Annotated in this window: 27 protein-coding genes and 1 pseudogene; 7 read left to right on the forward strand and 21 right to left on the reverse strand. The window is 39.0% G+C overall.

Annotation, left to right across the window (positions count from 1 at the left end; genetic code table 11):
* Positions 1–19 precede the first annotated feature (19 nt).
* Both AC1M89_RS01575 and AC1M89_RS01580 read left to right on the forward strand, forming a co-directional pair.
* A complete protein-coding gene (locus tag AC1M89_RS01575; protein WP_481613763.1) occupies positions 20–754 on the forward strand; it encodes a proteasome-type protease in 735 nt (244 codons plus the stop codon).
* 78 nt (positions 755–832) lie between these two features.
* Positions 833–1,276 carry a BLUF domain-containing protein gene (locus AC1M89_RS01580; RefSeq protein ID WP_179998266.1) on the forward strand — a complete coding sequence of 148 codons (444 nt, stop codon included), beginning with the start codon at positions 833–835 and terminating at the stop codon, positions 1,274–1,276.
* 24 nt (positions 1,277–1,300) lie between these two features.
* Here the strand turns inward: AC1M89_RS01580 and alr are convergent, their stop codons facing one another.
* The 12 genes from alr to ppsA all read right to left on the reverse strand — a co-directional run bounded on the left by alr (position 1,301) and on the right by ppsA (position 13,926).
* Entirely contained in the window at positions 1,301–2,371 is a 1,071-nt protein-coding gene (alr, locus tag AC1M89_RS01585; RefSeq protein ID WP_481613764.1) for an alanine racemase, read from the reverse strand.
* Positions 2,372–2,482: 111 nt separating this feature from the next.
* Positions 2,483–3,928, reverse strand: a complete 1,446-nt coding sequence (gene dnaB, locus AC1M89_RS01590) for a replicative DNA helicase (protein ID WP_035267619.1) — start codon at positions 3,926–3,928, stop codon at positions 2,483–2,485.
* 203 nt (positions 3,929–4,131) lie between these two features.
* The gene (gene rplI, locus AC1M89_RS01595; RefSeq protein WP_035267617.1) at positions 4,132–4,578 is read right to left on the reverse strand and encodes a 50S ribosomal protein L9; all 447 of its coding nucleotides are present in this window, start codon (positions 4,576–4,578) and stop codon (positions 4,132–4,134) included.
* 9 nt (positions 4,579–4,587) lie between these two features.
* Positions 4,588–4,815, reverse strand: a complete 228-nt coding sequence (gene rpsR / locus AC1M89_RS01600; protein ID WP_004719336.1) for a 30S ribosomal protein S18 — start codon at positions 4,813–4,815, stop codon at positions 4,588–4,590.
* A gap of 11 nt (positions 4,816–4,826) precedes the next feature.
* Complete coding sequence (gene rpsF / locus AC1M89_RS01605; RefSeq protein ID WP_035267614.1) at positions 4,827–5,213, reverse strand: 30S ribosomal protein S6; 387 nt, start codon at positions 5,211–5,213, stop codon at positions 4,827–4,829.
* Positions 5,214–5,517: 304 nt separating this feature from the next.
* Positions 5,518–6,396, reverse strand: a complete 879-nt coding sequence (gene cyoE / locus AC1M89_RS01610; RefSeq protein ID WP_481613765.1) for a heme o synthase — start codon at positions 6,394–6,396, stop codon at positions 5,518–5,520.
* Between the two features lie 10 nt (positions 6,397–6,406).
* Complete coding sequence (cyoD, locus tag AC1M89_RS01615) at positions 6,407–6,739, reverse strand: cytochrome o ubiquinol oxidase subunit IV (protein ID WP_171076771.1); 333 nt, start codon at positions 6,737–6,739, stop codon at positions 6,407–6,409.
* Positions 6,736–7,353 (reverse strand): cytochrome o ubiquinol oxidase subunit III, encoded by a 618-nt coding sequence (cyoC, locus tag AC1M89_RS01620; RefSeq protein ID WP_035267060.1) that lies wholly within the window; start codon positions 7,351–7,353, stop codon positions 6,736–6,738. Before cyoC ends, cyoD begins: the two co-directional genes overlap by 4 nt.
* 4 nt (positions 7,354–7,357) lie before the next feature.
* Positions 7,358–9,346, reverse strand: coding sequence for a cytochrome o ubiquinol oxidase subunit I (gene cyoB / locus AC1M89_RS01625; RefSeq protein ID WP_035267062.1), 1,989 nt, complete (start codon positions 9,344–9,346; stop codon positions 7,358–7,360).
* Positions 9,347–9,349: 3 nt separating this feature from the next.
* Entirely contained in the window at positions 9,350–10,414 is a 1,065-nt protein-coding gene (gene cyoA / locus AC1M89_RS01630) for a ubiquinol oxidase subunit II (protein WP_481595475.1), read from the reverse strand.
* Between the two features lie 289 nt (positions 10,415–10,703).
* Complete coding sequence (locus AC1M89_RS01635) at positions 10,704–11,465, reverse strand: RDD family protein (protein WP_481613766.1); 762 nt, start codon at positions 11,463–11,465, stop codon at positions 10,704–10,706.
* An 82-nt stretch (positions 11,466–11,547) separates the two neighbouring features.
* Positions 11,548–13,926, reverse strand: a complete 2,379-nt coding sequence (gene ppsA, locus AC1M89_RS01640; protein ID WP_035267067.1) for a phosphoenolpyruvate synthase — start codon at positions 13,924–13,926, stop codon at positions 11,548–11,550.
* A gap of 155 nt (positions 13,927–14,081) precedes the next feature.
* Here ppsA and ppsR point away from each other — a divergent pair, with 155 nt between their 5' ends.
* Positions 14,082–14,918, forward strand: coding sequence for a posphoenolpyruvate synthetase regulatory kinase/phosphorylase PpsR (gene ppsR / locus AC1M89_RS01645; RefSeq protein WP_035267069.1), 837 nt, complete (start codon positions 14,082–14,084; stop codon positions 14,916–14,918).
* A 167-nt stretch (positions 14,919–15,085) separates the two neighbouring features.
* Here the strand turns inward: ppsR and AC1M89_RS01650 are convergent, their stop codons facing one another.
* From AC1M89_RS01650 to AC1M89_RS01670, 5 genes are all read right to left on the reverse strand, one after another.
* Positions 15,086–15,643, reverse strand: coding sequence for an NAD(P)/FAD-dependent oxidoreductase (locus AC1M89_RS01650; RefSeq protein ID WP_092766179.1), 558 nt, complete (start codon positions 15,641–15,643; stop codon positions 15,086–15,088).
* Between the two features lie 20 nt (positions 15,644–15,663).
* Complete coding sequence (locus AC1M89_RS01655; RefSeq protein ID WP_481608388.1) at positions 15,664–16,593, reverse strand: ferritin-like domain-containing protein; 930 nt, start codon at positions 16,591–16,593, stop codon at positions 15,664–15,666.
* Between the two features lie 289 nt (positions 16,594–16,882).
* The gene (locus AC1M89_RS01660; protein ID WP_481608389.1) at positions 16,883–17,887 is read right to left on the reverse strand and encodes an LLM class flavin-dependent oxidoreductase; all 1,005 of its coding nucleotides are present in this window, start codon (positions 17,885–17,887) and stop codon (positions 16,883–16,885) included.
* Positions 17,888–18,018: 131 nt separating this feature from the next.
* On the reverse strand, positions 18,019–18,525 hold the full coding sequence (locus AC1M89_RS01665) for a hypothetical protein (protein WP_092766182.1): 507 nt from the start codon (positions 18,523–18,525) through the stop codon (positions 18,019–18,021).
* A 201-nt stretch (positions 18,526–18,726) separates the two neighbouring features.
* Positions 18,727–19,155, reverse strand: coding sequence for a glycine zipper domain-containing protein (locus AC1M89_RS01670; RefSeq protein WP_092766183.1), 429 nt, complete (start codon positions 19,153–19,155; stop codon positions 18,727–18,729).
* 400 nt (positions 19,156–19,555) lie between these two features.
* Between AC1M89_RS01670 and prfA the strand changes: the two genes are divergently transcribed.
* Together prfA and prmC are read left to right on the forward strand one after the other, a co-directional pair.
* Complete coding sequence (gene prfA, locus AC1M89_RS01675) at positions 19,556–20,644, forward strand: peptide chain release factor 1 (protein WP_035267080.1); 1,089 nt, start codon at positions 19,556–19,558, stop codon at positions 20,642–20,644.
* The gene (prmC, locus tag AC1M89_RS01680; RefSeq protein WP_092766184.1) at positions 20,644–21,462 is read left to right on the forward strand and encodes a peptide chain release factor N(5)-glutamine methyltransferase; all 819 of its coding nucleotides are present in this window, start codon (positions 20,644–20,646) and stop codon (positions 21,460–21,462) included. The genes prfA and prmC overlap by 1 nt, the downstream gene beginning before the upstream one ends.
* 37 nt (positions 21,463–21,499) lie before the next feature.
* Here the strand turns inward: prmC and AC1M89_RS01685 are convergent.
* From AC1M89_RS01685 to AC1M89_RS01695, 3 genes and pseudogenes are all read right to left on the reverse strand, one after another.
* A pseudogene (locus AC1M89_RS01685) lies at positions 21,500–22,201 on the reverse strand (ABC transporter permease); the annotation flags it as partial.
* A gap of 116 nt (positions 22,202–22,317) precedes the next feature.
* The gene (locus AC1M89_RS01690) at positions 22,318–23,289 is read right to left on the reverse strand and encodes an aliphatic sulfonate ABC transporter substrate-binding protein (protein WP_481608390.1); all 972 of its coding nucleotides are present in this window, start codon (positions 23,287–23,289) and stop codon (positions 22,318–22,320) included.
* Between the two features lie 293 nt (positions 23,290–23,582).
* Positions 23,583–23,936, reverse strand: a complete 354-nt coding sequence (locus tag AC1M89_RS01695; RefSeq protein ID WP_481586993.1) for a hypothetical protein — start codon at positions 23,934–23,936, stop codon at positions 23,583–23,585.
* Positions 23,937–24,217: 281 nt separating this feature from the next.
* Here AC1M89_RS01695 and AC1M89_RS01700 point away from each other — a divergent pair, with 281 nt between their 5' ends.
* Positions 24,218–24,982 (forward strand): 3-hydroxyacyl-CoA dehydrogenase, encoded by a 765-nt coding sequence (locus AC1M89_RS01700; RefSeq protein ID WP_481596903.1) that lies wholly within the window; start codon positions 24,218–24,220, stop codon positions 24,980–24,982.
* 58 nt (positions 24,983–25,040) lie between these two features.
* Here the strand turns inward: AC1M89_RS01700 and AC1M89_RS01705 are convergent, their stop codons facing one another.
* On the reverse strand, positions 25,041–25,967 hold the full coding sequence (locus AC1M89_RS01705; RefSeq protein ID WP_481608391.1) for an N-acetylmuramoyl-L-alanine amidase: 927 nt from the start codon (positions 25,965–25,967) through the stop codon (positions 25,041–25,043).
* A gap of 240 nt (positions 25,968–26,207) precedes the next feature.
* Between AC1M89_RS01705 and AC1M89_RS01710 the strand changes: the two genes are divergently transcribed.
* On the forward strand, positions 26,208–26,987 hold the full coding sequence (locus tag AC1M89_RS01710; protein WP_481586996.1) for a HesA/MoeB/ThiF family protein: 780 nt from the start codon (positions 26,208–26,210) through the stop codon (positions 26,985–26,987).
* Positions 26,988–26,989: the final 2 nt, after the last annotated feature.

The raw sequence follows: 26,989 nt of genomic DNA on the forward strand, positions 1-26,989 counted from the left end.
ATTTTGAAGAGATATTTCAATGACCTATTGTTGTGCTATGCGTTTACGTGATGGCTTAATTTGTATCAGTGACACGCGAACAAATGCAGGTGTAGATCATATCTCTGTATTTCGTAAACTCTATCTTTTCGGTGTTGAGGGTGAGCGTTTTATCTGTATACAAACTGCGGGTAATTTGGCGACGACACAAGCCGTTATAGGACATTTGCAGAATCAGCTAGATTTAAAACACGAACCTAATTTGTATAGTGTGAATAGCATGTTCGAGATGGCTGAATTGGTTGGTCATACTTTAAAACGAGTCATTATGGATGTGACTACTGATCAACTAGAGCAAAGTAATTATCACTGTACGATTTTACTTTCTGGTCAAATTCAAGGGGAGGATATTCAGTTATATAATATTTATCCTCAGGGTAATTTTATCAATGCGACGTCAGATACGCCCTTTTTTCAGATTGGGGAAAGTAAATACGGTAAACCAATTTTAGATCGTGCATTAAATTACAATACTGAGCTAGATGAAGCATTAAGATGCGGTTTAATTTCATTTGATTCAACCCTTAGATCTAATGTCTCTGTGGGCTTACCACTAGATGCATGTATTTATAAAAAAGATAGTTTTGCGATTCCATTGTCTAAACGTATTCATGATGATGATCCATATTTCTCATCTATTAGTAAACTTTGGTCAGATACTTTGCGTCAAGGATTAAACGGTTTGCCACGTCCAACAGAAGACTATTGGCAATAATTTTGCTTTAAGGTTAAGTTTAGATTAAATTGAGTTGCATTGAATATTAAATCATTACTATAAAAATTAGGGGAAGCAATGCAACAGTTCAGTTATGCGAGTGTGTCAACTGCAGATGCAAGTCGGTTATTGATTGATGTTCGTGAAATCTTGACTGAAGCCCGTCATTTCAATTTTGAGCATCAAATTTCTGGAGCACTTTATTATGCAGATGGGCACTATTTTCAATGTCTAGAGGGTGATGAAGCCACACTAGATATATTGCTGCAAAAGCTTCACAAGGATAAACGTCATCATCAAATTCGCCTATTTCAGCGAAAAAATATTGAAAAAAAACAATTTCAAGAATGGTCTATGAAGTTTGTAGGACGACAAAGTCCAGTGAAGCAGGCTTTAATAGATATGGGATTTAGTCAATTTACGCCAACACAGTTTACTCAAGATCAAGCTGATTATCTAATTCGATTTTTGACACGCGCTCAGGATACGGATTTTAATGAACTACAACGTAATGCTGTTTAGCATTACGTTGATTGAATTCGCTCATTACATTTTGACACGCTTCGGACGTTGGCTTAATCGACATAACAACTCATAACCAATCGTACCATTCGCTTCAGCAACATCATCCACTAAACGATGTTTACCCCATAATTCTACTAGATCACCAATTTTTGCGTTGAGATCAGTGACATCTATGGCAATCATATCCATGGCAACCCGACCGATCACTGGGGTCAATTGACCTTTAAATGAAACTGAATTCTCACGAATAAAAGCTCTTGGATACCCATCACCATATCCGATCGAGACAATTGCTAATTGCATAGGTCGCTGTGTAACAAAGGTTGAGCCATAACCTACAGCTTCACCTGATTGAATGGCGTTAAGTGCAATAATCTCAGCACTGAATGTCATGACAGGTTTTAAATCTAGAGCGTGGACGTCACGATCTGCAAATGGCGTTGCGCCGTACAGCATAATACCAGGACGAACATAGTCAAAATGCAATTCAGGGTATTTATAAATTGCTGCTGAATTACAACACGAAGCTAAAATTGGTGCACAATCTTGTTTTACTTCAAGAAATTGAGATATTTGTTGTTCATTTAAAGGGTGATCAACATCTGCATTAGCAAAATGCATTGCAAGTACACAGGTAAAACCTTCATTTTTTAATTGATGAATAATCGATTTGATTACATCAATTTTGAAGCCTAAGCGGTTCATTCCGCTATTTAGTTTAACCCATACTTTTAGATTTCGGGCGATATAAGCATCTTTAACTTGCAACAACCACTGCAGTTGTTGATGATGATGAACGATTACTTCAATATGTTGCTCAATCGCAATTTGCATTTCATCTTCAGAAAAAACACCTTCAATTAAGGTGATAGGTTGTTTAAAACCTAATTCACGTATTTCAAGTGCTTCTTCTAAACATGCAACGCCAAAAGCATCAGACTGGCTCAATGCGGCTAAGCAGTCTGAGACTCCATGACCATAAGCATTTGCCTTTACCATACTTACAACTTTAGAGTTTGGTGCAAGTTGTTTCACGCGATTTAAATTGTATTGCAATGCGTGTGTGTCAATACAAACCGTTGCTTGGCGCACTCTAATTTACTCCTAGAGGCATGTGGAAAGGTTAAATCTTTTAAACTGAAAAAAGATAATTGAGGTCAGATCAATTCGTGCGTTCTCAACTACGAATTGATCAAAGCAAAATTACTCTTCTTCTTGGTTTTGCGCATAATATTCAGGTGATAGGTTACTGAAACGCGTATATTGACCTTCAAAAGCGAGTCGAACGGTACCAATTGGACCATTACGTTGTTTACCGATAATGATTTCAGCAGTTCCTGCTTCTTTAGATTCTTTGTTATATACCTCATCACGGTAAATGAACATGATCAAATCGGCATCCTGCTCAATTGCTCCAGATTCACGTAAGTCTGACATCACAGGACGTTTATTTGGACGGTTTTCGAGTGAGCGGTTAAGCTGCGAAAGTGCAATCACAGGGCAATGCATCTCTTTCGCCAATGCTTTCAAGCTTCGAGAAATTTCACCAATTTCACCCACACGGTTATCACCCATACCTGGTACTTTCATTAACTGCAGGTAATCGACCATGATGCAACCGAGTTTACCACCGTGTTGTTTGGCTATACGTCTTGCACGTGCGCGCATTTCAGTCGGTGGAAGGGCAGAAGAATCATCAATATAGAGATGCTTCTCTTGCAGTTGAAGAATCGTTCCTGTGACCTTGTTCCATTCTTCGCCATCTAATTTGCCAGATCGTAAATGTCCTTGATGCACTTTACCAAACGAGGAAATTAAACGCATGGCAATAGAGTCAGCAGGCATCTCCATGGAGAATACGAGAGCAGGAAGGTTGCAATTGAATAGCACACTTTCGACTAAATTCATTGCGAAAGTTGTTTTACCCATTGATGGACGGGCAGCAACGACGATCATATCTCCAGCTTGCATACCTGATGTTTTATTATCAAGCTCCACAAATCCTGTGGTCAGACCTGTAATATTCCCATCAAGTTGTGATAATTCGTTGAGTTTATCGAATACATCTGCGACAACGGTATTAATTGCTTTTGGTCCTTGAGCTTTAGCATTGTTATTGTGTTGTTCAGCCAAAGAAAAGATACTGGTCTCAGCTAAATCTAAAATTTCACTGACTTCTCGACCTTTCGTGTCATACGCATTTTGTAGAATTTCATTACCAACTTTGATCATATTTCTCAAAGTTGCAAATTCACGTATTTTATTGGCATAAGTTTCAAGGTTATAAAAGCTTGATGGAGAATCCGCCATCAATTGCATTAAATATTCTTCACCACCAATCGCATCAAGCAGGTTCTGTTTGATTAACCAATCATTGACCAATACGGCATCATAAGGTGAACTTTCTTTAGAAAGTTTTTCAATTGCTCTAAAAATATATTTATGTCGAGTCGCGTAAAAATCATTCTCGGTTAATATATCGCTGACCTGTTCGAATGACTCAGCTACTGTCATGAGTGCGGCAAGAACAGCCTGTTCAATAGCAAGATTGTGCGGAGGCGTACGAAACTCTTTGAGTGCTGAAGATTCACTCTTTAGCAAATCTAACTCAGTGTTATTCGTATTTTTTTTGGCAGTCGCCTGAGACATATAAAACCTTGATTTACAATAATTACGAAAATGAATAGGGGAGACTTATCTTAATGCAAAATGCACAAGCAAGACAGTGCAACAAATAATATCGATAACAAATAAAAAACTAAGTCTAAATTTCAGCTTGCTAAATCAAATTTTATAATTATTAGGGATAAAAAAAGAGCATGCTGGTGCATGCTCTTTTTCTTTGCATAAAATTACTCAGATACGATAGTAACGAGAACTTCAGCAACAACATCATGGTGCAATTGGATTGCGATGTTGAATTCGCCAGTGTGACGAAGTGCACCGTTCGGTAAACGAACTTCAGCACGGTCAACTTCAAGACCAGCATTTGTCAACGCGTCAGCGATGTCACGAGTACCGATAGAACCAAATAGTTTACCTTCGTCACCAGCTTTCGCAGTGATTACGATATTTACTTCGTTCAATTGGTCAGCACGTGCTTGAGCAGCAGCTAATACTTCAGCTTCTTGCTTCTCAAGTTCAGCACGACGAGCTTCAAATGCAGCAGTATTAGCTTCAGTAGCAGCAACTGCTTTACCTTGAGGGATTAAGTAGTTGCGGCCGTAACCAGCTTTAACTGAAACTTTATCACCTAATTTACCAAGGTTCTTAATGCGTTGTAATAAGATAATATCCACAGCTCAACCTCACTTATGATTGTCAGTGTAAGGAATCAACGCTAAGTAGCGAGCTTGTTTGATAGCAAGAGCTAATTGACGTTGGTAACGAGCTTTAGTACCTGTAATACGGCTAGGAACAATCTTGCCGTTTTCAGTGATGTACTGTTTTAAAGTATCGATATCTTTATAGTCGATATATGTAACGTTCTCAGCTGTAAAGCGGCAGAACTTACGACGACGGTAGAAACGTGCCATTGATGTTCTCCTTATGCTTCAGCAGAGTCTTGAGCTTGTTGTGCTTCTTCACGTTGAGCTTTACGCGCACGTTTTTCTTCAGCACTCTTAGCCAATAAAGACTCTTCAGTGATTGCGTTTTCACGACGAATAATAACGTTACGAAGAATAGCATCGTTGTAACGGAATAATTCTTCCAATTCATTAAGCGTAGTTTGGTTACATTCAACGTTCATTAAAATGTAGTGCGCTTTGTGAATTTTGTTAATTGGGTAAGCCAATTGGCGACGGCCCCAATCTTCAAGACGGTGAATTTGACCTTCAGCATCTTTAATGTGAGAGATATAGCGTTCTACCATACCTACCACTTGATCGCTTTGGTCTGGATGTACCAGAATTACGATTTCGTAGTGACGCATTGTCAGCTCCTTACGGTTTTATGCAGCCCCTAACGCATTTGTTAGAAGCAAGGAGTCACAAATAAATTTTATTGGTTTCAAAAAAACTTAATGTGTCGCAAAAAAATGCGAAGCTGTATTGTAAGGATGTCGGCAGGGGATTACAAGAAAAATAAAGCAAAATATAACGACGAAGAAAATAAATTGGACTATTCAATTTTGAAAATTAACTTACTTTTAGAAAGTATTTGAAGGTAGTGTTGAGTATAGATATTTATAGACTGCTTGAAGCGAAGATAAAAAAAGATAGAGGTTTCTCTATCTTTTAAAAAATGACAAGATTGTTTATTGGTGCAGTAGCAGTAAAACTAAAGCAAATACTGATAATCGTAATTAGGACAACAGAGAATAAGAAATATTTCTTTGCCCATAATTGATCATTTTCAGCTTTAAATCCAATGATATTTAAATAAAGCCAATAAACAGTCAATACATTGAGAATTATACAATAAAGCCAATTTGCATAGCCAAATACAAATAAAGCGTTCATTGAGATTGCAAATAGCACAATGTAAATCAGCGATTCGATCTTGGTGCGAACAATCGAGCGCGCAACAGGAAGAATCGGAATACCCGCATTTTTGTAATCATCAAAACGATAAATTGCAATTCCCCATGAGTGAGGCATTTGCCAAAATGCATAACCCAAGAAAATGAGTAGCGCACCTAAATCGAATTGATTCGCGACCGCTGTATATCCAATGACAGGGGGGGCTGCACCAGAAATACTACCGACCACAGTTTGGTGGATCGTTGTTCGTTTTGTCCATAAGCTGTAAAAACCAACATATACAACAAAACCAATAACTGCGAATAAAAAAGCGTACGCATTTACCCAAAACCATAAAATACCAAAACCGAGTATGCCTAATAGCAAAGCAAAAGCTAATGCAATTTGAACAGAAATGGTTTTCTTAACTAACGCACGATTTTGAGTGCGCTGCATTTTTTGGTCGATGTCTTGATCAATAACGTTATTAACCACACATCCGGATGCAACTACGAGGGTAGTGCCAATGAGGGTAAGAAGCAGGAGAAGGAAATCTACTGAACCTTGAGTAGCTACAAAGTAGCCACCCAAAGTGGTAACAAAGTTACCAAAGAGAATTCCTGGCTTAGTCAGGAATAAGTACTTTTTAAACATGACAATCAGTTTAGATCATCATGTTTGAATGTAAGTAGTTCATGATCCATACAGAACCAACTAAAAGAACAGCAATAGTTAGAATTGTATAGATAAATGCAATCACGTTCCAACGTTGCTCTGAAGATGAGTTCATGTGCAAGAAGTAAACTAATTGTACAAGTACCTGAGCAACAGCTGTAATACCGATAACAGCAATAATAGCACCACGGCTGAAGCTATCAGTATTCATTGCCATGTAGAATGGAACTACAGTCAATAAAACAGAAAGTACAAACCCGATTGTGTATTGCTTTACGTTACCGTGTGATGCACCAGCAGCATTATGATCATGACTCATTATAATACTCCCATTAAGTACACTACGCTGAATACGCAGATCCATACGATGTCAAGGAAGTGCCAGAACAAGCTTAGGCAAGCAAGACGACGAGTATTGATTGTAGTCAAACCATATTTTTTGATTTGAATCATCAACACGATCATCCATACCAAACCAGAAGTTACGTGAATACCGTGCGTACCAACTAAAGTAAAGAACGCAGATAAGAACGCACTCACGCTTGGTCCATGACCAGCATGAACTAAATGATTAAATTCATAAAGTTCCATGCCGATAAAGATTGCACCGAATACAAATGTAACTGCTAACCAAGCTAGAACTTGACCAACATTTTTCTTGTAAGAAGCAAGTACCGCAAAACCAAATGTCACTGATGAAATCAAAAGTGCGAAAGTTTCAGTTAAAACGAAACCTAAAGAATCTGCAAAAAGATCCTTTGCACTTGGAGTGCCAGGTGGAATATGACTGCTTAATACAGCGAACGCGATGAAGAGTGTACCGAATAAAATCAAGTCACTCATCAAGTAAGTCCAAAAACCAAAGACCGTGATGTCTGTATCATCGTGATGATGTTCATCATGCTCGTGGTTTTCGTGATGAAGTACTTCAGCCATATCCTTAGTCCTTCTTCAAGTGTTTTTCGAGTAACGCATAACGTTCATTTTCAATACGTTCTACTTCAGCAGCTGGAACATAGTAATCCACTTTCTTCGTGAATGAGCTCCAGATAAAGCCGATGATTGCAGAAACGAAAGAAACAATCGCTAACCACCAAATGTGCCAGATAAGTGCAAAGCCCATAACAGTGATGATCAGTGCAATAAGTACACCTGCAGCACGGTTAGTTGGCATATGAACATCTTCATATTTAGCAGGACGTGCGTAAGCTACACCATTTTCTTTGTCAGTCCAGAAGCGGTCGATACCGTTCGCTTGAGGCAATACTGCAAAGTTATAGAATGGAGCTGGAGATGAAGTCGCCCATTCAAGCGTACGTGCATCCCATGGATCGCCTGTAACGTCACGAGTTTGTTCGCGTTGTAAGAAACCAACAATGATTTGCATGATGAAACAAGCAATACCAATTGCGATTAATACAGCACCGAATAATGCGATACCAACATATGGATCCCAGTCTGGGTTGTCATACGAGTTTAGACGACGAGTCATACCCATGAAACCTAGGATATACAATGGCATGAACGCGAAGTAGAAACCGAAGAACCAGAACCAGAAGCATGCTTTGCCCCAGAATTCACTTAACTGCCAACCGAACATTTTCGGCCAGTAGAAAGTAATACCAGCAAACATACCAAATACAACACCACCAATAATTACGTTATGGAAGTGAGCGATTAAGAATAGTGAGTTGTGTACAAGGAAGTCCGCAGGTGGAACCGCCATAAGTACACCAGTCAAACCACCGATACCGAAAGTCACTAAGAAGCCAACTGTCCAGTACATTGGTGATGTGAAGGTAATACGACCCTTATACATTGTGAATAACCAAGAGAAGATTTTCACACCTGTAGGAATCGCAATAATCATGGTCATGATACCGAAGAACGCGTTAACGTTGGCCCCTGAACCCATTGTAAAGAAGTGGTGTAACCATACAACGAATGCAAGAACTGTAATCGCGATCGTTGCATACACCATTGATTTGTAACCAAACAATGTCTTACGAGAGAATACAGAAGTAATCTCAGAGAATAGACCGAATGCAGGTAAGATCAAGATATAAACTTCTGGGTGACCCCATGTCCAAATCAAGTTTACATACAACATTGGGCTACCACCCATGTCATTTGTAAAGAAGTGGAAACCGAAGTAACGGTCAAGCGTTAACATTGCAATTGTTGCAGTCAACACTGGGAATGATGCGATGATCAATACTGCAGTACATAAAGATGTCCACGTAAAGATCGGCATATCCATAAGACCCATGCCAGGAGCACGCATTTTAATGATGGTAACGAAGAAGTTAACACCAGTAAGAAGTGTACCAAGACCAGAGATCTGAAGTGCCCAGATATAGTAGTCAACACCAACACCAGGAGAGTATTCGATACCTGAAAGAGGAGGGTAAGCCATCCAACCAGTTGCCGCAAACTCACCAAGCGCAAGAGAAACCATCATCAAACCAGCAGCACCAGCGAATAACCAGAAGCTTAAAGAGTTTAATAATGGGAATGCTACGTCACGCGCACCAATTTGTAGTGGAACAGAAATGTTCATCATACCCACTACAAGACCCATCGCTACGAAGAAAATCATAATTACACCGTGTGCGGTGAAAATCTGATCGTAGTGTTCAGGGTGTAGATAGCCTTCGCCGCCGCCTTTTGCAAGGAACAATTGAAGACGCATCATAATCGCATCCGCGAAACCACGTAATAACATGATCACAGAAACGATAAGGTACATAATACCAATTTTTTTATGGTCTACAGATGTGAACCATTCGTTCCACAAGTAGCCCCATTTTTTGAAATAAGTGATACCAGCAAATACTGCAATACCACCTAAAATCATCATTAACACTGTTACCTGTACGATTGGATCGTACGGGATAGCATCTACACTTAACTTACCTAAGAAGCTCATGTCTTATTCCCCTACAACTGAAGAAGCAGGTTCAGCATTTACATCAGCAGCTACAGCATGACCTTCAGCTTTAGCTGAGTGATCTGCACCGTGGTAGTTTGCCATGTATTTGTTGATAATTGATTCAAACAAGCCTTTTTCAACAGAAGAGTAGTAAGTCACAGGATGAGGATGTGCCTTATATGGACCTTCTTTTTGAGCAATTTCAGCTTGTTGCTTCTCTAGATCGGTTTTAGCGTTACGAACCATCGCAGCGATTTGTTTCTCTGAACGGTTACCATCACGCAAGGTTGCAAATTCAGCTTGGTCTAAAACTGTTTTTTGAACAGCTTCAGGGTTAATTGAAGTACCGTTACCAGCTTTTACTGCAGACACCCATTCAGCGAACTTAGCTTCTGAAACAGAATGAGCTTGGAAGCGCATTTGTGTGAAACCATAGCCTGAATAGTTCGAAGAGAAACCACGGTATACACCTTCATTATCCGCAAGGACATGAAGTTGAGTTTGCATACCCGCCATTGCATAAATCTGACCAGCTAACTGAGGAATGAAGAAAGAGTTCATTGTGAAGTTAGAGGTGATATTGAAATTAATCGGAGTTTTTTCTGGGAAACGAACTTCGTTAACTGTTGCAATTTCTTGTTCAGGGTAAACAAAAACCCATTTAAACTGTTCAGCAATAACTTGAATAGTTAAATGCGATTTCTCTGATTCTAGCGGACGATAAGGGTCATACTTGTGTGAGCCCCACCATGTTAAATACGCTAAAATACCAATAATAATACACGGGATACCCCACACTACGATTTCAATAATAGTAGAGTGCGCCCATGTAGGTTTATAGTCTGCATCTTTATTTGACGCACGATATTTCCAACTAAACCATAAAGCCATCAATGCTGATGGAATTACTACCAATAGCATGAGGTAGATCGCAGTCATCATAAGATCAGACTGACCTTGTGCTACTGGACCTTTTGAGTTTAGAAGTACTATATCACCGCCACACCCTGTTAAGAGCACGGCAAGCGTTGATAAAGACAATACAGCTAAAATTGTTTGTCTCATTTTACAACCTCGGTGAAGAGTCCCATTCCCTAATAAAATTATGGGATAGCGATTATAGTGTCACATGATTGAAAAACAGAAAATTACATTTACTGAATTTCAGTCATATGACACCGCTACGTTGTAGGGCATTATGCCCTATAACGACCAACTAAGCTATATGTAAAGTGCCTTTAAATATAAGGATTAAACCCAATTTGTTTGGTCGGAATTGGTTGAAGAATTAATTACTTTTAGTATGAAAACAGAGGCAAAACAAAGGGGAGCATTTGCTCCCCTAAGATAAAAATTATCGTTTTATGACTTTAGTCTTTGCTAATTTATCGTGCAAAGTTTGTCTTTTTTGACTTAGACCGAAGGCATGATCAATGATGGTAATGAATGGCATAAAGAGTAAATTCAATACAATAAAAATCACACTACGCAATGTGAATGCGCGCATTAAGTTTACTTGCTGTCCATTTTCAGCATCAACAATTTGAATTTTTGCTACTTTTTTTCCTAAACTCTGACCACTTTTCGCAATTAAAAATGCTTGAGCAGCTAGCATTAATACAATGTAAACCAACATTGCTTGCCAAGCTTCCATTGGAATAAGTGTAAATAACTGTTCCTGTAATTTGATTGCTTGATCTGATGAGCTAGCATTCTGCATTTTTTGCTGAAGTTCAGTCAATTGAGCAACTTGTTTTTCTTGCATAAAGAACGAAGGAATCACCATGGCAGGCAACCAAAGCGCCAGATCAACGAGTTTAGCTAAAAATCGAGATCCAATTGAGGCAAGTTCTTGATGAGCAGTATTTTTTTGAACATTGACACTCGAAATAGAAGCATTTGAATAGCTTTGTTGCACTGGTGGAGTGGGTTGATAGCCTTCAGGTTGGTAATATAATTTTCCTTGAGTGAGTTCACCTAAAGCTTTCCATTCAGTCATACCTTGATGCCAGACCAAGTCTGTGAGTAAAACTTGTTGGCTCGAGAGCATTTGATTTAACTGCTCTACCGTATACGGTCCAGCTTGTTGATTATTTCTCGCCAAGTAAATTTGCATAAACCTAATTTCTCAAAAATTACTAAAAAATAATGGGGTAAAAAAAAAGACCCACGAATGGGTCTTTTTTTAACATAGTTTATTAAGCTTGTTTAGTCTTTTCTTCAGATAAGAAGAACCATGTATCTAAAACAGAGTCTGGGTTGAGTGAAACAGATTCGATACCTTGTTCCATTAACCAGCGAGCAAGATCTGGGTGGTCTGATGGTCCTTGACCACAAATACCCACATATTTACCTGCCTTACGACATGCATGAATCGCCATTGAAAGAAGAGCTTTTACTGCTGGATCACGTTCATCAAATAAATGAGAAACGATACCTGAGTCACGGTCAAGCCCAAGCGTTAACTGAGTTAAGTCATTTGAACCGATTGAGAAGCCATCAAAATGCTCTAAGAATTGTTCAGCAAGTAGAGCATTGGTAGGTAATTCACACATCATGATCACTTTAAGACCATTTTCACCACGTTTTAAGCCATTTGCAGCAAGAAGTTCAATAACACGTTTTGCTTCAGCAACTGTGCGGACGAATGGGATCATGATTTGAATGTTAGTTAGACCCATTTCATCACGAACTTTCTTCAATGCACGGCATTCTAATTCGAAGCAGTCACGGAAGTTGTCAGAAACATAACGGCTCGCACCACGGAAGCCCAACATCGGGTTTTCTTCTTCAGGTTCGTATAACTTACCACCGATTAAGTTCGCGTATTCATTCGATTTGAAGTCTGACATACGTACTATGACAGGTTTATCAGCAAATGCAGCAGCAAGTGTAGAAATACCTTCAACGAGTTTTTCAACGTAGAACTCGATCGGTGAAGAGTAACCTGCAGTACGGGTCATCACAGCTGCACGTGTTTCGCGAGGTAAGCTGTCAATATTGAGTAATGCTTTAGGGTGAACACCAATCATACGGTTGATGATGAACTCTAGACGTGCCAGACCAATACCTTCGTTTGGAATTTGAGCGAAGTCAAATGCGCGATCAGGGTTACCAACGTTCATCATGATTTTGAACGGAAGTGTTGGCATAGATTCAATCGAGTTACGTTGAACTTCGAAATCTAAAGCGCCTTCGTAAATGAAACCTGTATCGCCTTCAGCACATGAAACAGTCACTTCTTGACCATCGACAAGTACTTCTGTTGCGTTACCACATCCAACAATTGCTGGAACACCGAGTTCACGTGCAATAATCGCGGCATGACAAGTACGACCACCACGGTTTGTAACGATCGCAGCAGCACGTTTCATAACTGGTTCCCAATCAGGATCGGTCATGTCAGAAACAAGAACGTCGCCATCTTGGACTTTGTCCATTTCTTTGATTGAATTAACAATACGGACTTTACCAGAACCGATACGTTGACCGATTGAGCGACCTTCACAAAGAACTGTACCTTTTTGTTTTAATAGGTAGCGTTCCATTGTGCCGACATTCTCACGGCTTTTCACAGTTTCAGGACGTGCTTGAACGATGTAAATTTGACCATCATCACCGTCTTTCGCCCATTCGATATCCATTGGCGCACCGTAGTGTTGCTCAATGATTAACGCCTGCTTAGCAAGTTCTTGTAATTCTTGATCATTTAAAGCAAATTGTTGGCGTTCAGTTTTTTCAACATCCACAACAACAACTGATTTACCTGCAGAGCCTTCTTCACCATAGATCATTTTTTGGTGTTTAGAGCCGAGGTTACGACGCAATACTGCGTGTTTACCTGCATTTAAAAGTGGCTTAGATAAATAGAATTCATCAGGGTTTACAGCACCCTGTACGACCATTTCGCCTAAACCGTAAGATGCAGTAATGAATACAACGTCACGGAAACCAGATTCAGTGTCCAGTGTAAACATTACACCAGCAGCACCAGTTTCTGAACGAACCATACGTTGCACACCAGCAGAAAGAGCAACGATGTCATGATCGAAGTTTTGGTGTACACGGTAAGCAATTGCGCGGTCGTTATAAAGTGAAGCAAAAACTTCCTTAATCGCGATTAAGACGTTGTCAATACCGCGGATGTTTAGGAAAGTCTCTTGTTGTCCTGCAAAAGATGCGTCTGGTAAATCTTCTGCAGTCGCAGATGAACGAACGGCAACCGCGATCTCAGGGTTGCCGTTAGAAAGAGTTGCGAATGCATCACGAACTTCTTTTTCAAGTGCTGGAGTAAGCGGAGTATCAACGATCCATTGACGAATTTTAGCACCAGTTTCAGCAAGTGCATTTACGTCGTCAACATTAAGTTGTTTGAGCTCGGCTGAAATTTTGGCATTAAGACCACTTTGCTCAAGGAATTCACGGTAAGCTGCAGCAGTTGTTGCAAAACCACCTGGAACTGATACACCAGCATTTGCTAAATGGCTGATCATTTCGCCTAGAGATGAGTTTTTACCGCCCACGATTTCTACGTCGTGTTTACCTAATTTTTCCAGACCGATTACGCGTGCTTCCAAAGTTGTTACTCCACTTTTGCAGTATTAATCACTATCTTGGCATGATATTTTTCTGTGAAAACTTAGCAAACTTTCATTACTAAGCGACAGTCATGTAAGATCGGTTTACTATAAAGATTATATAGTACTTAGACAAATATTTGAGGATTAATTTAATGGCAGAAAGTAAAGATATTAAACGAAGTGTTTTTTTTATTTCCGATGGTACTGCCATTACGGCTGAAACACTCGGGCATTCTTTATTGGCTCAATTTCCTCATGTCGATTTTGATATTCATATCATCCCGTATATCACTACAGAAGAAGCCGCAATGAACGTCGTTGCAGAGATTAACGCGCGCGCAGAGTCTGATGGCCAACAACCTCTGGTCTTTGATACTCTTGTGGATCCCTATGTTCGGGATATCATCAATACGGCAAATGCGGTTAATTTAGATGTGTTTGAAGGGTTAATTAGTAAGCTATCTGAGGTGCTTGGAACAGCTCCTACAACTTTAGTCGGACAAACACATGCTGTGACTGATTCTGAGTCTTATAAGGCACGTATTGATGCTGTACATTTCGCGCTGGATAATGATGATGGCGCACGTACAAGACACTATGATAAAGCGGATTTAATTTTGATTGGAGTTTCGCGTTCTGGTAAAACACCGACCTCAATTTATTTGTCATTACAATTTGGTATTCGAGTTGCGAACTATCCGTTAACTGAAGAAGATTTGGATGACAACCGTTTGCCAGCAGTTTTACGTCCACATAAGCATAAATTGTTTGGATTAATGATTGACGCTGATCGTTTGGTGGCAATTCGATCTGAACGCAAAGCCAACAGTCGTTATGCAAGTTTTAGCCAATGTCAGATGGAATTGCGTGCAATCGAAGGTATTTATATTTCTGAAGGGATTAAATATCTAAATGTTTCAGAAATGTCGATCGAAGAAATTTCAACACGAGTATTGCAAATGACTGGCTTAAAACGTCGGATTGGTTAAATCTGTAAATTTAATTTAAAAAAAAGAAGCACTAGCTGTGCTTCTTTTTTATTAAGCGATTAATCGTCATAAATACTCATAAAATTCAAAAATTATATAATTCAAATGTCTATAATTTCATCATAAAATGTCATTTAGAATCGCATTTATCTACAAAATGATGATCACTATTCGTACGTTGTAATAATAATATCTACTAAGTGTTCGATTCCTTCCATACTTTGAACGGCATTTTCAGTAATTTTCACGACTGGCCATGTGATCAATTTACAGTTTTCTCGCTGTAAGGCGTTGTAATAATGATCGGATTTAAAAAATATTTTTTGCGACGAAGCTGGATTTGGCATCAATTGTCTTTTTAACCAAGTATCTGAAATCTGAGAATCTAAATATCGTATTGCCAATGTCGTCTTAATTCGCTGATTAAATAATCGTTTATTTTTAGCGATGAGGGGATGAGCAATAATTTTTTGAATCCCTTTTTCAGTGTGTGGCAAAACGAAATGAGGTGTCATTTGAAATACTTTGACGAATAGCGCATTTTGACAAACCACATCTAAATGTGAAACTGACATTTGATTGGCACCAATAATCGCGACCTTTAATCCTGAAAAATCGGTTTGTTTGATGTCCTCAGCTGAGATAATTTTTCCTTTAAAGTTGGAAAAATACTCAGCTTCATTATGAAAGAACGAATCCGTGTGGGCTTTATTCCTTTTTTTCATTTCTGTACCTAATTATTGTTTTAGTGGGTTGCTTTTGGTTCTGCAGTTAATTCATATATCCAAGATGGGATTTTAGGTAAAGATTTTTCTGGAATCTTATCAGTCATTTTTACCATAGTGTCGACAGGGATATGAAACCATTTATTACGTCGGTTCATGGCACTTCGTGCATGGAAGTTAATAATTTGATACCAAGGATTACGACGACCTTCTGCAGTACGTCCACCTATTCGAGCAAATTTGTGCATCGCTGCATAGAGCTTTTCTTCTGGCAAGCCTAGTTTAATCACATTATCACGCATTTTATTAATGAGTGGTAAGTAGGCAAGAATACCAAGTAATAAACGTGGATCTACAACTCGCGCTGCCATTTTAGAAAGCTCAATAAAGGTTTTATTGTAGCCTTGATCTTCCATGACACTAAATCCAACACCTAAATGACGAGCTTCATCACCATTAATTAGTTCAAAAGCTTGATGACAAACTGGGTCTTCTACAGTATCCAATAGGAATGTACAAAGTGCGCCATCAAGAGCGACTTCTAGCATCGGAATGACAGCACCTAGAATATAGAAGGGCATTTCATCAGCATAAGTGTCGAGCCATTCGATGATCAGTCTTAAATTTTTATTGGGTTTAGGAATATCGCCTTCAAGCATACCCCATCTTTTCATCAGTGCCATTTCGGCATTGGCGTGACGCTGTTCCTCAGCGTGGAAAATGGCATACATTTCGCGAAGCGTATCTGTCGGTGCTTTTTTTGACATCGCAGAAAATGCACGAGCACCTACATGTTCGATCCACATTAGATCAGCCATAAAATCTTTAAGCTTGGGCCACTGTTCTGCGGTGACTAATTCTTTGCCAGGAGCATCCCAGGCAATATCCGAGAGTGTCCATTGAGTATGTTTTACTTTATCCAACATTTTTTCTAAGTCGATAGAGGCCATGTTATACATCCGTATTTATTTTTTAATCATGAAATTTTATCGCTTAAAAATGTGATGTGTTTTGCAGAAGTGCTTATTTTAGTTTGATATAAAATGCCAAATTTTAAGTATTTGATTATGAATAACTAATATTGTTGGTTAAAAGAATTTTTTCATTGGAATAGTCTTTTAGGGACATTTGATGTCATTTATTGCCAATAGTTGTTTGACAAACTCAAGAAATGAAAGAGTAATTAATTATAGATTTGAAATCAAAACCATTACTCAATCATTTCAGGATTTTTTTGATCTAAGCATTTTGCTTAATTTGCATTAAATACTCAAAGTTTTGAATGCGTTTGTCTGTATCGTAGATATCACAGGTAAAAATAAACTCATCTACATCATAAGGCACCAGTAGTTGTTCAAGACCTTGTTTCACTGTTTCTGGTGATCCGATTTGAGCCATTGCGTAAAAACTGTCAACTGACATCTTTTCTGGAGCAGACCAAATTCCATCCATTGATTTAACTGGAGGTTTGAGTTTTAAGCTTTGCCCACGCATTAAGCCTAATACACGTTGATAAGCGCTAGTAGCCAAGTATTCAGCTTCTTCATCAGTGTCAGCTACAACAGTTGGAACGCCCATTGATACATAAGGACGATCCAAATATTCAGAAGGTTCGAAGTTTTCTCTGTAAAGTTGAATCGCTTGACCCAGCATACGAGGGGCAAAGTGAGAGGCAAAAGAATAAGGTAAGCCAAGTTTAGCTGCCAATTGTGCGCTAAATAAGCTAGAACCTAACAGCCATACGGGAACATGTGTTCCTTGACCTGGTGTCGCTTTGATTCTCTGATGTGGCGATGGTTCCCCCAAATAGCTCAAAATTTCGAGCACGTCTTGTGGAAATTGATCTTCAGTCTCTTGACGACCTCGGCGTAAGGCACGCATGGTCAATTGATCTGTACCTGGTGCGCGTCCTAGTCCGAGCTCAACTCGATCAGGATAAAGCGTTGCTAGTGTTCCAAATTGTTCTGCTACAACAAGTGGTGCATGATTAGGCAGCATGATTCCGCCAGAACCTACTTTTAAAGAGGAGGTGTTAGCAAGGATATAGCCTAATAACACAGCTGTAGCTGAGCTAGCGATACCATCCATATTATGGTGCTCTGCAAGCCACAGTCGTTTAAAACCCAATTGTTCGATTTTTTGTGCTAACTCCAAAGCATGCTGTAGTGAAAAAGCAATCGTTTTATCATCACGTACAGGAGCGAGTTCCAATACTGAAAACTCGATATCTTTTAAGCTTCGCATAACTTTCTACTCTTTTGAACACTCATAAAGATGTTAATACGAACTCGAGTATTTGTATATTGAAAAAAAACGATATAAGTGTAAATAAAAAAGCGCTCTAAGTTGAGCGCTTGAATTCTAAGAGTTTGGAATTAACGTTTACCGTTTTTATACCAGCCTAAATGACGACCATTGTCACTTCTGTAATTACGGTCATTATAACGATAGTTTGAATTGCGATAACCGCTTTCACGGCGATCATAACGATCTCTATAGTCATCTTCGCGACGATCTTCAGCCACTTTTTTACCTAAAACTGAACCACCAGCTGAACCTAATGCAGCCCCAGCATAACCAGCATTTGTTCCGCCCATATTATTACCAACGGTGTAACCACCAGCACCACCTAATGCAGCACCAATTGCAGCAGCATTACGATCTTTTTTGTTCGCTGATGCAGCTGCGCCACCAGCACCACCAATCGCTGATCCGATCATTGCTCCAGTCGAGCCACCCATTTGTTGACCAATCGCAGCACCAACGACTCCACCTAAAGCAGATGTGAGGGCAACTCTAGACGAACTATCAGCATAAGCAGTTGTTGTACTCAAGGCCGCAGTTGCGATCGCAGCAGCAAATAACTTTGAATTAAATTTCATGGTGAACTCCTTGTCGAAGTCTTATATTTGATGGTTTTAATTTAATCCAAATTTCTGCAATCATTTTGGAGAGCAAGTTGCTGGTTTGTATTTTTCTCTCCCTAATTTATCCATAATTAATTTGTTAATAAAAAAATGCGCCCTAAGGCGCATCGAGGTGAATACAGAGTATTCAAAGGGGAAACGATCAATCAGATTATATTAACGACGGCTATGTTTTTTCTTTTTCCATTTACGATCTTGACGTGAATCATATGCTTTGTCTTTCGCAATTTTGTTACCAAGAGCAGCACCACCAGCAGCACCTAAAGCAGAGCCGATATAACCGCCATTGGTTCCACCCATACTATTACCTACGGTATATCCCGCACCGCCACCTAATGCACCTCCGATGGCAGATTCAGTACGGTTACGTTTATTACTAGCAACAGCAGCACCACCAGCACCACCAAGTGCTGCACCTAAAGTTGCACCTGTTGTGCCACCCATGTTTTTACCAATTGCTGTACCTGCTACACTACCTAAAGCACTCGCAGCAGCGACACGCGCTGTACTGTCTGCATGTGCAGATACCGTGAACATTGATGCAGTGGCTAAGGTGGCTGACATTAATAGGGTATTTAATTTCATGTGTGACTCCATGTCCTTGTTCGTGGACGAGTAATAATTCGTTGAGCACAATGTAACAAGAATTGAAGCGCTAAATATGTAGAAGTTAACCTAGAGTTTTACGTTTTGGTTGCACAATGTTGTTTTTATATTACAACTGATCATTCAATATGCATTATTGGGCTGATTAAGAAGAAACTATGGAGAGTTGATTCAGTAAACAGTTTTTAAACTTGGCAGTTATGGAGCTAATTTTTGATTATCCATTAATTGGGTGTGACAAGGAATGAAAATGGTTTTGCAAAGTCATTCTATATAAATATGTTAATTGAATGTCAGAGTCGTTAAACTACTCGCAATTTTAGAAATATTAATTTAAGGCAGTCCTTAAATTAATCCAGTATTAGAGATTTTATTTAACATGAAAGAATCGTTACGTTTACGATTAGACCAACTTTGTGATCGTCATGAAGAATTAGAAGCGCTATTGGCTGATGTTGAAGTCATTTCCGACAATAAGCGTTTCCGTAATTTGTCACGTGAACACAATGATTTGACTGAAATCACCACTGTTTGGAAAAAATATACCCAAGCGGAAGAAGATATTGTAACGGCTGAAGCAATGTTGTCAGATCCTGACTTTAAGGAAATGGCACAAGAAGAAATTAAAGAGAATAAAGCATTAATTGAATCTTTAGAGGCAGAATTGAATATTCTGATGATTCCGAAAGATCCAAATGATGCGAACTCTGCATATCTGGAAGTACGTGCAGGGACAGGTGGCGATGAAGCTGCGATTTTCTCTGGTGATTTATTCCGTATGTACAGTAAATATGCTGAATCACAGGGTTGGCGTGTCGAAATTCTTTCTGAAAATGAAGGTGAACATGGCGGTTACAAAGAAATTATTTGTTTAATTAATGGTGAAGGTGTTTACGGACGCTTAAAATTTGAAAGCGGTGCTCATCGAGTTCAGCGCGTTCCTGCAACTGAATCACAGGGGCGAGTTCATACTTCAGCTTGTACCGTTGCAATTCTTCCTGAAATTGATGTTGATACGACTGTAGATATTAACCCTTCAGACTTGCGTATTGATACTTATCGTGCATCTGGGGCGGGTGGTCAGCACGTCAATAAAACGGATTCTGCTGTACGAATCACGCATATTCCGACAGGTACTGTTGTTGAATGTCAGGAAGAGCGTTCACAACATAAGAACAAAGCAAAGGCAATGGCATTATTGGCATCTCGTCTTGAGAATGCTAAACGTGCAGCAGCTGATGCTGCTACATCTGAAATGCGCCGTGATTTGGTGGGTTCAGGTGATCGTTCAGAACGTATTCGTACCTATAATTATCCTCAGGGTCGTATGACTGATCATCGTATTAACTTAACTTTATATAAGTTGGATGCAGTGATGGAGGGAGATTTGACTGAGCTTTTAGATAGCTTACATCGTGAATATCAAGCGGATCAATTGGCAATGCTTGCACAGCAGAATGGTGGTTAATGAACATTCAACAAGCGCTTGCACTGCGTGGTGAGCCTGAAAGTTATGAGCGTCAAGAAAATGCTTGGTTGCTCGAACATATCACTAAAATCGATTCATTCGATTTGGTGATGAAGAAGGATAAAGAGCTCACTGCAGAACAAGAGCAGGCGTATCGAGAGGCGATTGCTCGGATTGAAGCAGGTGAGCCTTTAGCTTATGTCACAGGTTCGCAACCTTTTTGGACATTGGACTTAAAAGTGACGTCCGATACTTTGGTGCCTAGACCGGACACCGAAGTTTTGGTGGAGACAGTTTTAAAGTTAGAGTTGCCTGAGGATGCGCGCGTTGTAGATTTAGGAACTGGGACAGGCGCCATTGCATTGTCACTCGCTTCCGAACGTCCTAATTGGTCTTTAACAGCAACCGATATTTATGAGCCTACATTGGAAGTCGCTAAATTTAATGCTGAGCAACATGACTTAGATCAGGTTCAATTTGTACTAGGCAGTTGGTTAAAACCGTTTGGGCGTCAATTTTTTGATGTCATTGTATCTAATCCGCCTTATATTGATCCAGCAGATGAACATATGCACAATTTGGCGACCGAGCCTCAACGTGCATTAATCTCTGATAAAAAAGGTTTAGCTGATCTTGAGCAAATTATTTTACAAGCCAAGAAGCATCTGACTGTTGAAGGTTGGGTGGTACTTGAACATGGATATGATCAAGCAGACGCTGTTCAGCATCTATTTCGTCAAGCAGGTTATAAGAAAGTGAGAACCGTTAAAGATTATGGTGGTAACGATCGCGTGACTTTAGCACAATGGCCTCATTAGAAATAAAAAAGCGACTTTAGGTCGCTTTTTTATTGATTCATCTTTTGATGACATCACGCCATAACAATAATTTTGATTCAAATACTTTCATTATGGTATCCGTGATTTTTCCCAATATTGCCAATAAAATAATAGCAATGATCACAATATCTGGACGCGATGTTTCACGTCCATCACTTAATAAATATCCAATACCTTGCGTTGCTGCAATGAGTTCAGCGGCAATCATGAACATCCAAGCTAAACTCAAACTATTGCGCAAGCCTGTAAGGATAGATGGAGAAGCTGCGGGTAAAACGATTTGGTAGATTTGTTGCCAGCGATTCAGTCTATACACTTGAGCCAACTCAATCAATTTTCGGTCGACACCATGAATACCAGCCACAGTATTGGTATAGGTTGGAAAAAAAGCACCAATCGCAATAAGGGTGATTTTTGAGGATTCATCAATACCAAGCCATAACAAAAGGAGAGGAATCCACGCAAGACTAGGAATTGACTTAATTGCAGAAAAGGTCGGTTCAATAAACTCTTCTGCATGGTGATTGAGTCCTACCAAAACTGCAAAAAATAGTGCTAAGCCACTACCAATAGCAAACCCTAAAAACACTCGCCATGTACTTGCCCAAATATGTTGACCTAAATCATTCTTAGCAAGTTCTTGCAGGGAAACTAATAAGCTACTTGGTGCAGGTAGCAGATAAGGTTCAACTACACCACCTCGAACCAAAATTTCACACAGCAATACCAGTAATACAGGGAGGAAAATACCTTTCAACCATTTATTCCCTTTTGTCGACAGTTGTGAATGGACATCGATATTCCGATGTTCAATCACTTTTTCACTGATCGCCATTATTTTGTCACCACTTTTTGAGCGAATGAGGCATTAAATAACTGTTGAACAACTTGATTTACATTTGTTCCTTTACGAACTAAGTCTTCTTCAGTCAAGATTTTGCCGGATTTTTGTAGTGCATTAATGTGTTGGGCTGTAGGAATGTTTTGATTAAAGTCAGTACGCTGAAGCTGAAGTTTTGCAACCTCTAAAGGTAGTTTAGCTTCAGTGGCGAGTAACTGCGCCAGTTTATCTGGATTGGCTTTTGCCCATTTACGTGCTTGCTCATACGCTTTAATTACGGCTTCAATTGCTTCTGGGCTAGATTGAGTAAATGGCTCTTTGACGCTTAACACGCTATAACTATTAAAGCCTACATTATGATAAAGCAGTTTTGCACCCGACTGAACTTGAGCTGATGCCATCAAAGGGTCTAAGCCAGCCCAAGCATCCACTTGCTTACGCTCTAACGCTGTTTTGCCATCTGGATGTTGCAAATGAACAAGCTGTACATCTTTTTTATTCAATCCAACGGTATCTAAAGCTTGTAGCGTCAATAAAAATGGGTCAGTTCCTTTTGTTGCGGCAATTTTTTTACCTTTTAGATCTTTTAAGGATTTAATCGGGGAGTCTTTTGGCACGACTAAAGCTGTCCATTCAGGTTGGCTTTGGATATAAACTGTTTTAACAGAGCTACCATTGGCACGACTTAATACAGCGGCAAGACCAGCTGTTGAAGCAAAATCAACACTGCCGCTATTGAGATATTCTAAGGAGCGATTACTGCCTTGACTAAATACCCATTTGATTTTGGTATTGGGTAAAGCCTTTTCTAATAACTTTTGATTTTTAACCACTAAGCTCGTAGGAGCATAATAGGCATAATCCAGTTTGATTTCCTTAGGGAGGGCAGCATTAGCTCCACTATGAACAACACTAATTACTAAACCCAACAGTCCTAATTTCAATGGAGATATCGATTTTTTCATTGAAGTACCTGATTTAATTCGCTAAATTTTCGATATAAATAGCCTTTCAGGTGATTTGTGACAAAAAAGAAAATGAGATATTAAAAGAACAAATTTTGATAAAGTTAAAATTATGAGTTAACACATTGAAATCAAATCAATATTTTATAAATATTGTGGTTTTGTGAAAATATAGTGATTTATCAGAACTTTATATAAATTAATGCAATGAGATGAAGGTCACATAATTTAATATAGCAAGGCTAAGAGTGAAAATGAGACCAAACCATATCAGTTTGATCTCAATACTTACATTATACGAAATACTCAGTTGAAATATCGCTCACTTCAAGAAGGTCTAATGAGTCTGACTCCAAAGCCAAGCATAGCGCTACTACCTTTAAAGTGTCCGAAATTTTTGAAGCATCTTTTAACGCAATACCAGATTTCAGTTCATTAAGACGATCAGTTGAAATATCTAATGCAAGTGCAGTTTCACTTGCATCTTGAGTGTCTAGGAATTGATTGATTGCATTTTTTAAATCTATTTCGGATGCATTCAGAATGCTCATTTGAAGCTGCTCTGAAATTTGATCTGAATCTTGATTAAGTGCATGGGTGAAAGTTTGAGCAAAATTTTGCTCTAAGACATCGATCATTTTAAACATGATTGAACCTTTAGGAGATATGGCAAAATGCCGAAATGAATAAGATTAAAATAGTCTAAATATTAGCCGAATTCAAAAGAATATCGATGACTGCATGGTTTTTAAATCATGTCATTAAGGCAAAAAAAATTGTCATGGGTGATTTATTTTTATATTAAATAAATATTAAATTATATCTATTTTGAATTATTTAGACCAATTGGTCACTGAATAAATTGAATCCGTATTGGAGGAAGATTACCCTAAAGCCAACCTAAAACTAAAAATGGATAATGGGATTTATGAATATTCAAGGAAAAGTGATTGTTGTTACAGGTGGCGCTTCTGGGTTAGGTGCGGCGACAGCAGCTTATCTTCAACAGCAGGGTGCTCGAGTCGTAATTGTTGATATGAATGCATCTTTGGGCGAGCAAACTGGTCAAGAAATTGGTGCAGAATTTATTCAACTAGATGTAACTGATGAAAAAGCAGTTGAATCATTCTTTGCACACATACAAGAAAAATATGGACAATTAAATGGTTTAATCAACTGTGCTGGTATTGCACCATCAGCTAAAGTGCTTGGTCGTGATGGCCTGCATGCCTTAGATATGTTCCAAACAGTACTGAATATCAACGTCAGTGGAACCTTTAATATGTTGCGATATGCTGCGCAATTAATGTCACAGTATGCGCTTTCGGGGGAAGAGGAAGAACGCGGTGTCATTGTGAACACGGCTTCAGTTGCTGCTTTTGATGGTCAAATTGGTCAGGCTGCATATTCTGCATCTAAGGGCGCTGTTGTTGGTATGACTTTGCCATTGGCGCGTGAGTTAGCACGCGAAAAGATCCGTGTTATGACTATTGCACCTGGGATCATGGAAACTCCGATGCTTAAAGGTCTTCCGCAAAATGTGCAGGATGCATTGGGACAGATGGTTCCATTCCCACCACGTTTAGCTAAACCTGAAGAATTTGCGAAACTGGTTGGACATATCTTTGAAAATTCGTATTTAAATGGTGAAGTGATTCGATTGGATGGCGCAATTCGTATGGCGCCAAAATAATATATGAAAATCAGTTTAGTCTTCACTTAAATAGACGACTAAACTGATCTCAGATGTTTTATGGTGAAATCGCCGGACGAGCTACATTTCGATACTTCTCAAGTAATGCATCAAGGCGGGCTACAGTTTCAATATCCGCCATACCATCATATTTCTCAGGATAAAAATGCATTTGAAATGCAGATACAACATTTTGAGTGACTTGATCATATTGACCAGTGACAGGAACGTTATAACCGTATAATGCCAATTTGCTTTGTAACGAAGCAATATCATTCTTCCAAGGATGATAGGTACGATAATAATTTACAGTGTCGTTATCGTACCAAGCACCAATGTTATAGTCTTCATATAAACGTTTCCAAGGAAATAGTGGACCTGGATCAAATTTACGACCTGGAGAAATATCACTGTGCCCCAAAATTCGGTCGGGTCTGATCTCGTATTTTTTAGTAATTTTTAAAATAATATCTGCAAGGACTTCGATTTGTTGTTTTGATGAAAATGGATACCATCGACGTTGCATCAAAGGGAGTTGTTCATCGTCTGCAGGGAAACCGAGATTTTCAATTTCAATGCCGATACTTGAGGCATTCAAACTACTGTTGGTCTGCCAAGAACTCGTGCCAGCATGCCAAGCTCTTTTATCATCAGGCACAAGACGGTACACAGTAAATTTACCATTGGTTGGTAATTCGGGTACAAAATAGTGACTACTGGCAGGGAAATTAGGATCTTTAAACAAAGCCAATGTTTCGTCTTTAGATACTGCTGTGTAGTGCAGAATCAAGAACATTTGCCGATTGTCTTGATTGGGTGAAGCATTCTCTTCGTCCAGATCATAAAGCGTGCTTTCTATATATTCTGGTTGGGTATCCGAACCTTGATTGACGTATGTAATGTTGGTGATCTTTTCATCTTTACATGCCGTCAGGAATAAACTCGAAACTAATAATGTAGCGAGTGCAAAAATTTTTTTATTCATAAGTATGACTGTCATTTATTGGAGTTAGATGTTTTTAAAATTAATTGCTAGTGAAGCAATTATTGAGATTATGTTTATTAATAGTACAAAATAAAATAAGAAAAATTAAACAAACCTATTCGAATTGTAACAATAAGGTACAGATCTTCTAGGGTAAAAATTATCTTCAGAATTGTATAAATAGACTGCTTATTTATTCGGTATCATAGGCTTATACAAGCATGTAATCAGGGTGTTTAGGTGAGTGATAGCATTGAACTGAGTGATGTTGAGCTACAGTTGTACGCAAGACAAATATTACTAGAGGATTGGGATATTGATGCACAAGAAAGATTAAAGCTGTCCAATGTGCTTATTATTGGTTGTGGTGGAATAGGGTGTTTGACTGCAGAGTTATTGGCGAGAGCAGGCGTGGGTAAATTGACACTCATCGATGCTGATACTGTAGAAATTAGTAATTTACAGCGACAAATTGCCTTTGATCATCATGATGTGGGTTTTTACAAAGCTGAAGTGTTAGCCAAGAAAATTTCTCAAATTAATCCTTATATTAAGATTGAATACATCAATACTAAATTTGATTTTAATAATGCTGCCGCACTGATTACACAGCAAGATCTTGTGTTAGATGGTTGTGACAATTTTGAAACCCGTTATTTGGTCAATCAAATGTGTAAGGATGCGAATGTTCCACTCATTAGTGCATCTGCGATTGGTTTGCAGGGGCAGTTATTTATGGTGGATGGTGAATCAGCATGTTATGAATGTCTTTTTCCTAAAGAAGATCATGCAGATGAGAGTTTAAGGTGTGCAGATTCAGGAGTTTTAGCAACAACTCCTAACCTGATGGCAAGTATGCAAGCACATCATGCGCTATTATATCTGGGGTTAAATTTAACACCATTAAAACAGAAGATCCTTCTATGGAATGGAAGGAACATGCAACAGCGAATTTTGAATTTTGACAAGGATAAAGAATGTCAAATCTGTCACATCAGTCAATCCGCAAAGACAATTTAATT

This window comes from Acinetobacter sp. ANC_7635 (assembly GCF_056779945.1).